The 11,141-nt window shown below is 61.8% G+C and carries 14 protein-coding genes; 7 read left to right on the top strand and 7 right to left on the bottom strand.

What is annotated here, in order from left to right:
- From EI28_RS13355 to EI28_RS03990, 4 genes are all read left to right on the top strand, one after another.
- On the top strand, positions 1 to 152 hold a 152-nt coding region (locus EI28_RS13355), incomplete at its 5' end, for a 4Fe-4S binding protein (protein WP_082223076.1).
- Between the two features lie 47 nt (positions 153 to 199).
- The gene (gene asd / locus EI28_RS04000) at positions 200 to 1,216 is read left to right on the top strand and encodes an aspartate-semialdehyde dehydrogenase (RefSeq protein WP_048112847.1); all 1,017 of its coding nucleotides are present in this window, start codon (positions 200 to 202) and stop codon (positions 1,214 to 1,216) included.
- A 13-nt stretch (positions 1,217 to 1,229) separates the two neighbouring features.
- A complete protein-coding gene (gene albA, locus EI28_RS03995) occupies positions 1,230 to 1,505 on the top strand; it encodes a DNA-binding protein Alba (protein ID WP_011844294.1) in 276 nt (91 codons plus the stop codon).
- A gap of 195 nt (positions 1,506 to 1,700) precedes the next feature.
- Positions 1,701 to 2,144, top strand: coding sequence for a hypothetical protein (locus tag EI28_RS03990; RefSeq protein ID WP_048112845.1), 444 nt, complete (start codon positions 1,701 to 1,703; stop codon positions 2,142 to 2,144).
- A 50-nt stretch (positions 2,145 to 2,194) separates the two neighbouring features.
- Here the strand turns inward: EI28_RS03990 and EI28_RS03985 are convergent, their stop codons facing one another.
- From EI28_RS03985 to EI28_RS03975, 3 genes are read right to left on the bottom strand one after another with little or no spacing between them, the layout of a single operon-like run.
- Positions 2,195 to 2,866, bottom strand: a complete 672-nt coding sequence (locus tag EI28_RS03985; protein ID WP_048112844.1) for a TIGR04282 family arsenosugar biosynthesis glycosyltransferase — start codon at positions 2,864 to 2,866, stop codon at positions 2,195 to 2,197.
- Positions 2,866 to 3,651, bottom strand: coding sequence for a methyltransferase domain-containing protein (locus tag EI28_RS03980; protein ID WP_048112843.1), 786 nt, complete (start codon positions 3,649 to 3,651; stop codon positions 2,866 to 2,868). Before EI28_RS03980 ends, EI28_RS03985 begins: the two co-directional genes overlap by 1 nt.
- A gap of 7 nt (positions 3,652 to 3,658) precedes the next feature.
- On the bottom strand, positions 3,659 to 4,732 hold the full coding sequence (locus tag EI28_RS03975; protein ID WP_197018462.1) for a radical SAM/SPASM domain-containing protein: 1,074 nt from the start codon (positions 4,730 to 4,732) through the stop codon (positions 3,659 to 3,661).
- 87 nt (positions 4,733 to 4,819) lie between these two features.
- Here EI28_RS03975 and EI28_RS03970 point away from each other — a divergent pair, with 87 nt between their 5' ends.
- Positions 4,820 to 5,512 carry a TIGR04283 family arsenosugar biosynthesis glycosyltransferase gene (locus tag EI28_RS03970; RefSeq protein WP_048112841.1) on the top strand — a complete coding sequence of 231 codons (693 nt, stop codon included), beginning with the start codon at positions 4,820 to 4,822 and terminating at the stop codon, positions 5,510 to 5,512.
- A 42-nt stretch (positions 5,513 to 5,554) separates the two neighbouring features.
- Here the strand turns inward: EI28_RS03970 and EI28_RS03965 are convergent, their stop codons facing one another.
- The 4 genes from EI28_RS03965 to EI28_RS03950 form a co-directional block, all read right to left on the bottom strand.
- The gene (locus EI28_RS03965) at positions 5,555 to 6,679 is read right to left on the bottom strand and encodes a DUF373 family protein (protein WP_048112839.1); all 1,125 of its coding nucleotides are present in this window, start codon (positions 6,677 to 6,679) and stop codon (positions 5,555 to 5,557) included.
- A 55-nt stretch (positions 6,680 to 6,734) separates the two neighbouring features.
- Positions 6,735 to 7,595: a coiled-coil protein gene (locus EI28_RS03960; RefSeq protein ID WP_048112837.1), complete on the bottom strand. Its 861-nt coding sequence runs from the start codon at positions 7,593 to 7,595 to the stop codon at positions 6,735 to 6,737.
- Between the two features lie 358 nt (positions 7,596 to 7,953).
- Positions 7,954 to 9,078: a cell division protein FtsZ gene (gene ftsZ / locus EI28_RS03955; protein WP_048112835.1), complete on the bottom strand. Its 1,125-nt coding sequence runs from the start codon at positions 9,076 to 9,078 to the stop codon at positions 7,954 to 7,956.
- Positions 9,079 to 9,089: 11 nt separating this feature from the next.
- Positions 9,090 to 9,269, bottom strand: coding sequence for a type II toxin-antitoxin system ParD family antitoxin (locus tag EI28_RS03950; RefSeq protein ID WP_048063790.1), 180 nt, complete (start codon positions 9,267 to 9,269; stop codon positions 9,090 to 9,092).
- Between the two features lie 272 nt (positions 9,270 to 9,541).
- On the opposite strand from EI28_RS03950, the gene EI28_RS03945 reads away from it, so the two are divergent.
- The gene (locus EI28_RS03945; protein WP_231476572.1) at positions 9,542 to 10,465 is read left to right on the top strand and encodes a histidinol-phosphate transaminase; all 924 of its coding nucleotides are present in this window, start codon (positions 9,542 to 9,544) and stop codon (positions 10,463 to 10,465) included.
- Positions 10,453 to 11,058, top strand: coding sequence for an NTP transferase domain-containing protein (locus EI28_RS03940; RefSeq protein WP_048112830.1), 606 nt, complete (start codon positions 10,453 to 10,455; stop codon positions 11,056 to 11,058). The genes EI28_RS03945 and EI28_RS03940 overlap by 13 nt, the downstream gene beginning before the upstream one ends.
- Positions 11,059 to 11,141: the final 83 nt, after the last annotated feature.

Below are 11,141 nucleotides of genomic sequence, written 5' to 3'. Positions count from 1 at the left end.
AGAAGTGTACCGGCTGTGAAACCTGTGTGGACGTCTGTCCGGCTTCCGCCATCACCATGGAAGACGGCAAGGCAAAAGTCGACGTCGACCTCTGTGTTGATTGTGAAACCTGTGTCGACGAGTGCCCGTCGGAAGCAATCTCCATGGAATAAAGAAACCAACTCTTTTAATACCACCAACACTACAGATATTTTTGTCTATGATTAACGTAGGAGTGCTTGGTGCCACAGGAGCGGTGGGACAGCGCTTCGTTCAGTTGCTGGCGGATCATCCCTGGTTTAATCTCCAGACCCTGACCGCATCTGAGCGGAGTGCGGGAAAGCCGTACGGCAAGGTGGTCAACTGGCGCCTCGATGCGCCGTACCCGGACAACGTCAGCGATCTCGTCGTCACTCCCACAACCGTCGAGAGTCTGAAGGACTGCGACCTCGTCTTCTCGGCACTGCCCGCCGAGGTGGCGGCGTCCCTTGAGACGGAGATCGCCGATGCGGGTATCGGTGTCTGCAGCAACGCCCGCTCGCACCGCATGGACGCGGACGTTCCGCTGGTGATCCCGGAAGTCAACCCGGACCACCTCGGCCTGATCGACGTCCAGCGGGATCGCGGACGCGAGGGGTTCATCGTGACGAACCCGAACTGTTCGACGATCGTCCTTGCGCTGGCCCTTGCACCCCTCCGGTCGTTCGAGTTCCACGACGTGCGTGTGGCGACCATGCAGGCAATCTCGGGAGGCGGGTTCGCCGGCGTCTCCGCCATGGACATCTACGATAACGTCGTCCCCTACATCGGCTCCGAAGAGGAGAAGCTGGAGAGCGAGACGGTGAAAATAATGGGGTCGTTCGACGGTTCCGAGGTAACTCCGGCTTCGTTCGGCGTGAGCGCAAGCTGCCACCGGGTCCCCGTCATCGACGGACACACCATTGCGGTCTGGGTCGACGTAAAGGAGCCGGTTGCCGAGGTGAAAAAAGTTTACGCAAACTTTAAGTCCCCCTTCAGCAATCTACCCTTACAGCCGGAGAAGGCCGTTGAGCTCCTCGACCGGCCCGACCGTCCGCAGCCACGGCTCGACCGTAACCGCGGACGGGGCATGACGGTGTCCGTCGGGAGAATCCGCGAAGGGTTACGGTTCGTTGCGCTCGGTCACAACACCATCCGTGGGGCTGCTGGCGCATCCGTCCTCAACGCTGAACTGATATGCTCGAGGAAGTACCTTTAGACGAGGTGGGCTAATGATAAAGGACAACACAGTATTCGTGGGAAACAAACCGGTCATGAACTACGTGCTTGCGGTGGTCACCCAGTTCAATAACGGAGCGGAGGAAGTCGCGATTAAGGCGCGGGGGAAGGCAATTTCACGCGCGGTCGATACGGCGGAGATCGCGCTCAACCGGTTCCTTGCAAACGTGGACAAAAAAGAGATCTTCACGTCGACCGAGATGATCGACACCGATACCGGCAAGACGAACGTATCAAGCATCGAGATTGTCCTCACTCATGCGAAGTGAGATCCCGAAGCACTTTTTTGATACCCGCGAGTAGAGCGTAGCGGCCGGGTGTCGGCGCCCCCTCATCTCGTGGCGGCGCTCCCGGGGAGGAAAAACCTGTCTGACGCGCGTTATCCGGCAGAAGGTCGGTTGTACGGCCGGTTTGGTGCGGCTCAACCATAAAGGCTTTAAGACCCGCACCATATACGCTATACTATGAAGTGGTTGACGGTCGGCATGGCGCTGATGCTGGTAGCTGCTCTCGCTCTTCCCGCCCTGGCGGCGGGTGAGGAGCGACACAGTTACATCACCGTCAAAGACGTCACCGTCCGGCTGGATAAGGCGGATGCCGTCGTCACCATGAACTATACGATAGACGACGGCATCGGGTTCCTCGTTCTCCTCCTTGGAAAATCCGATCTGAAACAGAAGGCACTCGAGATACTGAACTTCGACAACGCCAGCGTCCAGTATCTCGATCTCGAGCGTATCGAGGTGCGCGTGAAGGACGCGTCGAACGACTACGGGCAGGGGTCGTACTGGTTCCCCGCGCACGGTTTCGGCGTGGTCGTGCCCTCGCTCACCGTCATCACTCCCCAGGACGTCAACCACTACAAGAACGTCAGCGAGTTCCCTGACGGACTCGGCTATTTTGCCTGACCGCCGGTAAGCCGGATTGCGGTACCGGTCTTTTTGCCTACCCCGAGGTCCTACGGCAGCCGCCCGAGTTCCGCCAGGGCGCTGCGGGTATGGCGGGCGAAATCGGAGCCTTTCGGGGATGCCGCCACTTCGCGGCAGAGACGAGCCAGGTCGGCCGCCGTGTCGACGTCGTACCAGGGCTTGAGCAGGGAGACAGAGAGGCCCAGGCGTTCGGCGGCTTCGACCGTCCGCTGCGTCACGTGGGCCGAGCTCCAGGGGATGCCCTCAAAGAGGCGGGGAAGACGCTTCCGCATCCCGATCAGGTAGTAGCCGCCGTCGTCGCACGGCCCGATGACGACATCGGCTTCATCGAGTCTCCGGAATGCTTCCGTAATATACCGGCCGGGAAGGGTCGGGCTGTCGCTGTCGCAGAGCACGACCGCCGTTGCCCCCCGCGAAAAGAGTGCGGCCGTAACGTCGTCAAGACGTTCTCCGAGATCCTTTCCGGCCTGGGGGAGCGTGGAGAATCCCGGAGGAACGATCCCGGAGAAAAAGCCGCCCGCAGCAGGAGGCGTGTAGGCCACGAACGGACGGGTCCCCTCAAGAGAGGCGAGGAGCTCGATCGTGTCCAGCAGGAATCCGGTATACAACCGTGCCGCCTCCCATGACGTGAGCGGCGGGACGAGCCTTGTTTTCACCTCTCCCGGAACCGGCATCCGGGCCATAACGGCCGCCGCCCGCATCACACCTTCCTGCCCACGAACCGGCCCCTCCCCACCTTCCCCTCGTCGGCGGCATCCACCCAGAGGCCGATGCCGCGTTCCATAGCCCGGAAGGTATCCGCCCCGAAACGTTCGACGATCCGGCCCTTCAGGCCGCCGTCGAGGGCATCCCGGTAGCGGCGCATGTGCGATGCGAAATCCTCGCTGAGATCCTCGCACTTCCTCACGGCAAACCCGTGCCGACGGAGCAGTCTCGCGTACCCCGGGAGGGTCTCCATGTACGGGAAGAGCATGAAGGCGTTGAGGCTGTGCCGTTCGTCGTCGCTCATGGCCCCGGTCTCTATCCAGTCGGTGAAGGCGATCGTGCCGCCGGGCACCGCCACGCGGCGGCATTCGCGTATCAGCCGGTCCTTATCGGTGACGTAGCACCAGGAGTCCTGGCCCCAGACGACGTCGAAGATCCCCGACCTGAAGGGCATATCGAGAGCGTTACCGAACCGGAAGATGGCGCGGTCGTGAAGGCCGGCGCGCTCCGTGCGTAACACCGCCTCGTTCACCATCCGCCCCGTCGCGTCGAGACCCGTCACCGTCGCGCCGTAGGTGTGTGCCAGGTGGCGTGCCGGCCCTCCGAGACCGGAGAGGACGTCCAGCACCCGTGTGCCTGCGTTCACGCCCGCCACCTCCGCGAGGATATCGGTCTCCCGCTCGCCGCCGACGTGGATCTGCTCCCCCATCAGCATCTCCCAGATGACGCCGACCGCCCCTTCGTAGGCGGCAGTGACGTCGCCGATGTTGATATCGAGCATCTCCCTCTCACCTCCCCGGCGCCGCCCGCCAGCACTTCGGGTCGGGGCCCAGGAGGTCTCCGGTCTCGTAGTATGCCGTCGCCCGGCATCCCCAGCAGACGGCGTTCTGCTCGCACCGGGTGCAGGAGGACGAGTCCGGGCCCGGGTGCCGCATCCCCGAAAAGAGCAGCTCGCTTCGATGCTCTTCGACGATCCGGGGGAGCGGCTGCTCCCTGATGTTCCCGAACCCCTTCCTGATGACCGAGCAGGGCGTAACGTCGCCGTCCACCGTCACGCAGATCACGCTTCCGCAGTAGAACTTGTTGACGTCCATCGTCCCGAACGAGCAGGAGGAACCGGGGTAGCAGATCGCGTCCCGTGCCCGGCAGGCGTCCCGGACTTCCCCGGGCGTCGGCACCCATTCCGGGTGGCGGCACGCCCTGCCGACCGTGCACATCTGCGTCAGGCAGATCGCCGTCCCGACCTCCTCGCAGAAGTAGCGCATCGTCTTCATAAGGTCGTCACCGGCCAGCGGCCGTGCGAACGTGATGCAGTCGACGAGCTCGCCTGCGGGTTTGCCGAAGGCGACAAGGTTCTCGATGCCGCGGCGGATGGCCCGGATCTTCTCCCCGGCATCCCCGTCGTGGAGTTGGGCATAGATACCCGGGTCGAGGGTGTCCAGGTGCACGGAGATGAAACCTCCTTCTGTTACGGCGACAGCGCGCTCCGCGACCTCCGGATCGGCGAGCGGGATGCCGCTCGACCAGATGTTGTTGACAAAACCGAGGTCGCGGGCGTGCTCTGCGAGATCGTACCAGCCCTTGCGGATCAGCGGGTCGCCCCCCAGCCAGTCGACGGCTTTCACGTCCATCTCTGCCGCCGAGGAGAGGGCGGCGGCGATATCGCCGGCGGGGAGATCCCTGACCCGGGCGGCATCGGCCGGAGCGTAGCAGTAGCGGCATCCCTGCGGGCAGGCAAGGGTCGACTCAATCTGCAGCGAGTAGACCCGCTCCTCTTCGAAATACCGCACCGCCTCATCCGTAGCAGGATGAAGGCAGCCCCGGGCGATGACCGTATTGAGATTTTGTCCTCCCGCATCCATGGCAGCAGCCCCAGCACAGCCTACCATAAGCATCATCATATAAGTGGGTGACGGAGATGCGGTCTTTGCGAGAGGAGGTTTTCGCGCATGCTCTCGATCATCACGCCGGTGCTCAACGAGGAAGAGAATATCCCTGCGTTTCTGGCGCATATCGATGATCTCGCGGGTCCGCTCGAGTTAATCGTCGTCGACGGCGGGAGCACGGACGGTACGTGCAGGGCACTCGAAGCGGCAGCGGGGTCGTTCTCCCGTAGACTCGTCGTGCTCTCCTCGCCGCGAGGACGGGCCGTCCAGATGAACGCCGGAGCCCGGCACGCCACGGGAACCGCCCTGCTCTTCCTTCACGCCGACTGCAGGATACCGGCGGATGCCCCGGGCGCGATCGCCCGGGCACTGGAGCGTGAGGGTGTCATCGGCGGGGGCTTTTTACACACGTTCGCGAGCCGCGACCCCCTGCTCTCCCTGACGAGCAGGTTCGGGAACCTGCTGGCGGCGAGGACGCAGACGTTCTTCGGGGATTTCGGTATATTCGTAGAAAAAGGGGCCTTCTTCGAGATCGGCGGATTCGAGCCGCTTCCCTACCTGGAGGACGTGGAATTCTCGCGGGCGGCACGCCGGCACGGGCGGCTTGTCCGGCTCGACCTCCCCATCATCGTATCGCCGCGGCGATACCTCCTGGTGGGGAAATACCGCTTGAGTGCTGTCTATATCCTGGTTATGCTCCTCAATACGGTCGGCATCAGGCCGAAGCGCTTCATCCGCTACGTCGTCGAGAAGTGAGGGGACGAGACGGTCCCGGGTCCGAAGGCCCCTCTCTAGCCTTCAGTGCGACCGGTTCGCGACCGGTTCTCGCTCGTCGACCCACCGGCCCAGGAACGACTGGAGGTAAACGCCGAAAAAGGCGCAGAAAAGACCCCCGATTATCGCGAAGACAATATACAGCGCACCGCTCGCACTCGTTATGGGGAACCCGGAGATCTCGCTGCTGATCGAGAGGATGTAGATGCTTGCCCCGTAGGCGATGGCCCCGATCGCCAGGACGAAGAACGGCAGGGCGACCACCCGCTGGATCGTCTCGCGCTCGTTTAAGAAGACGTCGATGATCTTTCCCACCGACGCCACGAGGCCGGCGGCGGTGAACCAGGCGACGGCACCGTAGATGAACGCGAGCATCTGGATGACGATGCCGAACGGGGAGTAGTATTCGAGGAGGCTTATGAGCCCGAGGATGATCCCGACGATACCGAGCAGTATCGCTGCGATGTAGGATACGAACGTGAACCTCCCGCCGTGGAGCGATGTTTTCAGCGAGGTGATCAGGTACCCGAAGACCTCGTCTATCCCGACGCCCTTGAAGAGCAGGTAGGTGCCGATGACGCCGACGACGACGATGGTCGCGCCCTCGGGGTACCCGAGCAGGTATCCCACGGCATAGAGGAGCATCGCAAGACCGAGCGGGACGAGCACGATCTTCGAGACCTTCGGGTCGTCGAGAAGGCGTCGCAAGATGTAGTACGTCCCCTCGAGGTTCGGCATCTGGTTGACCACGACCCTCCGCACGCTGCTGACCGGCACCCGGGACTGGATGATGGGGAGAACGTACTCGTCCTCGGCACCGTCTGTGACGATGATGCAGGATGTGGAACCCGTTGCGGAGAGGATTGCATCGAGGCCGGACGCCACCCGCCGATCGCCCTCGAGCAGGTTCATGTGGTTGCCGCAGATGACGGCGACGGCGACCTCTTCCCCTTTTTTGGCAAGTTCGTCGTAGAGTTTGATCGTCTCGAAGATCGCGTTGACGTCGGAGTCCTCGGGATCGACCAGGGCGAGCGAGGTCGCCGCATGGAGGCATGCCTCTCTGCCCACGATGGGACCGTCGATCCCGGCTTTGAACCCGAGATCGTCATCGCGATCAACACAGAGGACAAGCGTCCGCTCTTTCGCCATTCAATAGAACATCGCCTCAGATCTATTAAATGATTTGCAGCGCGGTAAAAAAGTATTAGATGAGTTTTGCACGCTGAAGCAGGAGCAGATCGTCGGTGGTGATCTTCTCACCGTCACGGAACTGCTGGAAGACACGCTCCGCCTCTTTCCGGACGGCCTTCTGCTCTTTGGTGACTTTGGTCTTCTTGGTCTTCTTCCGAAGCCCCGAGATAACCTTGTCGTAGTCGCGGAGTTCCTTCTGGCAGGCGATGAACTGCTTGTGCTCCTCGTCCGCAGCCTCCTGGGCTTCGACGAACTGCTGGTGGGACTGATCGGCCTCTTCGCGGGACTTGTCGGCCTTCCTGTAGGACTCCACCATCAGGTCGTGGTGCTGCTGTGCGGCCTCGGCCTTCTCGGTTACTTCCTTGTGGATCTCGGAAGCCAGCCGGCGAAACTCGCGGGCATCGGTGAGTTTCGTCCGCATCTCCTTGTTCTGTTCGAGCTCGGCCTCCTGGTCCTTTGCCGCCGCCTTGAGCTGCTTGATCTTCTCGATCAGTTCGCGCTCCTTATCGGTGCTGTAGACCTCGGTCTGCTGCTTGAACTCCAGGTGCTCGATCTGCTTCTGCAGTTCCTTGATGCCCCGGTTCTGGAGGTTGCCGTGCTCTCTCTTGAAAGACTCGATCTCTTCGAAGAGCGCGTTTGCCTTATCGTTGTATTCGTTCCTCTGGTCTTTCAGCGCCTGGACTTCCTCGTTGATCTTATCCCGCTGCTCCTTGTGCTGCTGCGCCTCCTCGACGAACTCGCGGGTCTGGCCGTTTAAGGTGTTGCGTTCCCGGGCGTTTTTGCTGGCAAGCGCGTTCAACTCGTTGCGCCGGTCTTTGTGTTGTTCAGACTCCGCAAGGACTTTTTTTCTCTTTTCAATCAGATCGTTCAGCATTCTTTACCAATCCTCGACATTCGGTACCTGTCTCATATCCCCGCCAGCAAAAGGCCGCTCCCGTGTGCTGCAGGATGCCGGAGGCTCGTGTAGCGGCTACACCACAAGAAAAGACGTTTCCGGACTCGGCAATCGAGACCGTCGTTCATCTGTCTGCTCATGTGTTCAACCCCGGTACTTTGGCAATCCCAGACCCGGTGGATCTGTGCCCTGCACAATACACCCCGTGCTGGAGGGATTATACAAGAACGTCTATAATTCAAACGTCATCTGTACTCTTAAGTATTTCGTAGGAGCACGGAGCACGCCTCCGTGGAACGATTCCGATTTAAAAAAGGTATAAAGAGGGTAGGGGATTTCAGAGGAAGTCGATGAGGTGCCCGCTCGGGGAGTCCCCTGCTATGCGCCTGCCGGTGGGTGCGCCGGACCGCTTCGAGACCTGTTCGTAGGCGCAGTGGCTTCCGAGGATCTGTGCACTTTTTACGCCGGTCATGACCGCCATGACGCGAACTCTTCCTTCGTACTCGCTGTTCACCCGCGCTCCCCAGATGACGTCCGCGTGGGGGTCGAGTTCGTAGGTCAGGGAGCTTGCGATCTCCTCGGCGTCCTGGAGGGTCAGGTCGTTCCCGCCCGTGATGTGGATGAGGCTTCCCGTGGCTCCGCGGTAGTCGATGTCCAGCAGGGGGTGGTTGAGGCACTCGTGAACGACGCTCTCGGCCTTGTTCTGCTGCTTGCTCTCGCCGACGAGCATCACGGCGACGCCGCCCTTGCTCATGATGGCACGCACGTCGGCGTAGTCGATGTTGATGAGGGAAGGCTCCGTGATCGTCTCGCTGATGCCCTTGACGGTCTCCGCGATGAGCTGGTCCATGACCGAGAACGCCTGGCCGAGCGGGAGGTTCGGCACGTACTTGATGAGGCGGTTGTTGTCGAGCACGATCACCGAGTCGGCAGCGGCCGAGAGCTGTTCAAGCCCCTCTTCCGCACGGAGAAGCCGGGCTTTCTCGACCTGGAAGGGGTAGCTGACCATGCCGACGACGATAGCGCCCTGCTCCTTTGCGATCTGCGCGACGACCGGGGCGGTGCCCGTACCGGTGCCTCCGCCCATGCCTGCGGTGATGAAGACGAGGTCGGCGTCGCAGAGCAGGGCCTCCAGGGTCGGCCGGGCCATCTCGGCCGCACGCCTGCCGACGTCCGGGAACCCGCCGGCTCCAAGGCCTTTGGTGAGCGACTTGCCGACAAGTACCCTCTTGTCCGCCTGGATCATGTCCAGATGCTGCTTGTCGGTGTTGACCGCGATCGTTTCCGCACCGCTGACCTGCATGTGGTACAGCCGGTTGACGGTGTTGTTGCCCGCACCGCCGCATCCTACGATGACAATACGCGGCTGGCCGAGCATGTCTTCTTCACCCTCTGCCATGTCTGTCTTGCGGTACTTCTCTTGTTCTGCGTGTTTTAACGCCTCGTTGATGATCGTCTGCATCAATAATCCTCCTAAACTTTGAATGAAATCTGGTCGGCCTCACGCAGAACACGGTTTCCATGCCTCTCGAGAAGCGCCCTAACTGAATACCGCACAGCCTCCGATACCGTGGGGAATTCGCCGGCTTCCACCAACTTCTCGAGCATCTCAACCTGTTGCCGTGGCAATCTGATTGTAATCCGATCCATCATTTCAATCACTCATATCTGACATGTGACTGCCCCTTGTCGGTCATTTGTCAGACAAGCGTAACCTTTTCGTCTGACTGTATCAGATAAGGCATAATAATATTCGGATGATATATATGTCTATCGATATGCAATCATGTCTGACATAATGGTTTTATGGATAGCAGCCGACAACGTATCCTCAAAGAGTTGCCACGAATATGAGAGATAATCTCCCCAAAAGGGCAGAACATGGCGGCCGGGTGCGCTGGCACCGCACCCGGGAGAGGGGCGAGGTGCTTGATTTCAGTGCCAACATAAATCCGTATCCTCCGGCGTTCCCCTGGATCCCGGACGCTTCGGCGCTGAAAGATTACCCCGACGACCGTTATGAGACGCTCAAAGAGGAAATCGGCAGAACATTCGGGCGCGATGCCGCAGAGGTCGCCGTCGGCAACGGATCCGTCGAATTGATCCGCGCGTTCTGTTCTGCCGTGCTCGGGGCCGGAGATGCCGCCTATGTCGAGTCGCCGACGTTTGCCGAGTACGGGATGGCGGTCCGGCTTGCCGGCGCCCGGTGCACGGCGGATGAGAGCGGGGCTGCCGTCCGGTTCCTCTGCAACCCGAACAACCCCACCGGGAAGTTTTTGACCCGGCCGGAAGTCCTCCGGGTGCTTGATGGGGTCGCCGGGCGGGGGGCCTGCCTCTTCCTCGACGAAGCCTTCATCGAACTCTCCGACCCGGCCCAGAGCGTCGCCGACGTCTCGGACGAGAACCTCTTTGTGCTGCGCTCCCTGACAAAGAGCTTCGCCGTGCCGGGCATCCGGTTCGGCTACGCCTTCGGCACGCCCGAGCTCATCGAAAAAGTGGAGACGGTGCGCCTTCCCTGGACGGTGAACACGTTCGCCGAATCCTTCGCGATCGAGGCCTTCCGGCACTACGACCTGCTCGAGGAGTCGCGGGACCGGATTGCCCGGGAGCGGGCCTGGCTCTGCAGCCGCCTGGACGCTCTCGGTCTCGTCTATGCGCCGCCGTCCGCGAACTACATCCTTATCGAAGTCCCGGTGGAGTCGGAAGTGCTCGTTGAGCGGCTCCTCTCCCGCGGCGTCCTGGTGCGGGACTGCCGGTCGTTCGGGCTTCCCCGCCACATCCGCGTGGCCGTCCGGACCCGTGAGGAGAACAGGCAACTTATCGAGGCGCTCGAAGCATGCTTGCCCTGATCATGGCCGGGGGAGAGGGTACCCGTCTCCGCCTGGGTGAGAAGCCCCTGGTCACCATCTGCGGACGGCCGATGCTCTCCTACGTCACCGACGCCTTCGCGGCCGCAGGCCACGAGGTGGTCGTGGTCGCCTCACATAAGACGCCGTTCACCAAGAACTGGTGCCGGGTGCAGGGGGTCGCCCTGTACGAAGCGGAAGGGCTCGGCTACGTCGAGGACATCAACGCCGCTGCGGCGGACCTGGAGGAAGAAGGAACGCCCTTCTTCACCTGCGTCTCCGACCTCCCCTGCCTTGCACCCGATATCATAGCCGATATCGAGGACGCCTGGCGCCGGGCGGGAACGCCGGCATGCTCGACGTGGGTGCCCCGCGACCTCTGCGAGGAGCACGGCTGCCGCACGCGGTACACGGAAGAGGTCGACGGCGTCCCGGCCTGTCCCGCCGGAATCAACATCCTGACGGCGGGCGGTTCCGGTGCGGCCCAGGACGAGGTGCAACTGCTCCTGCACGACAGGCGGCTTGCCTTCAACGTCAACACCCGCGAGGAACTGGCGCTGGTGCAGGAGTACCTCTGCCGGAAGCGGGGCGAGTAGGGTTCCGTGGGGCAGGAGCCCCGGTGGTGCGCGGCGTCATCCCCCGGGGAAACTGTATTATCGGACAATCACCCATCTTTATA

This window comes from Methanoculleus sp. MH98A (assembly GCF_000691865.1).
Taxonomy (GTDB): Archaea; Halobacteriota; Methanomicrobia; order Methanomicrobiales; family Methanoculleaceae; genus Methanoculleus.
Note: the sequence above shows the minus strand (reverse complement) of the source record. Positions and strands in the feature narration are given on the sequence as shown.

Excerpts from the sequence above, each read along its gene's own strand:
- asd (WP_048112847.1), top strand. The coding sequence starts at position 200 with ATGATTAACGTAGGAGTGCTTGGTGCCACAGGAGCGGTGGGACAGCGC.
- albA (WP_011844294.1), top strand. The coding sequence starts at position 1,230 with ATGATAAAGGACAACACAGTATTCGTGGGAAACAAACCGGTCATGAAC.
- EI28_RS03990 (WP_048112845.1), top strand. The coding sequence starts at position 1,701 with ATGAAGTGGTTGACGGTCGGCATGGCGCTGATGCTGGTAGCTGCTCTC.
- EI28_RS03985 (WP_048112844.1), bottom strand. The coding sequence starts at position 2,866 with ATGCGGGCGGCGGCCGTTATGGCCCGGATGCCGGTTCCGGGAGAGGTG.
- EI28_RS03980 (WP_048112843.1), bottom strand. The coding sequence starts at position 3,651 with ATGCTCGATATCAACATCGGCGACGTCACTGCCGCCTACGAAGGGGCG.
- EI28_RS03975 (WP_197018462.1), bottom strand. The coding sequence starts at position 4,732 with ATGGATGCGGGAGGACAAAATCTCAATACGGTCATCGCCCGGGGCTGC.
- EI28_RS03970 (WP_048112841.1), top strand. The coding sequence starts at position 4,820 with ATGCTCTCGATCATCACGCCGGTGCTCAACGAGGAAGAGAATATCCCT.
- EI28_RS03965 (WP_048112839.1), bottom strand. The coding sequence starts at position 6,679 with ATGGCGAAAGAGCGGACGCTTGTCCTCTGTGTTGATCGCGATGACGAT.
- EI28_RS03960 (WP_048112837.1), bottom strand. The coding sequence starts at position 7,595 with ATGCTGAACGATCTGATTGAAAAGAGAAAAAAAGTCCTTGCGGAGTCT.
- ftsZ (WP_048112835.1), bottom strand. The coding sequence starts at position 9,078 with ATGCAGACGATCATCAACGAGGCGTTAAAACACGCAGAACAAGAGAAG.
- EI28_RS03950 (WP_048063790.1), bottom strand. The coding sequence starts at position 9,269 with ATGATGGATCGGATTACAATCAGATTGCCACGGCAACAGGTTGAGATG.
- EI28_RS03940 (WP_048112830.1), top strand. The coding sequence starts at position 10,453 with ATGCTTGCCCTGATCATGGCCGGGGGAGAGGGTACCCGTCTCCGCCTG.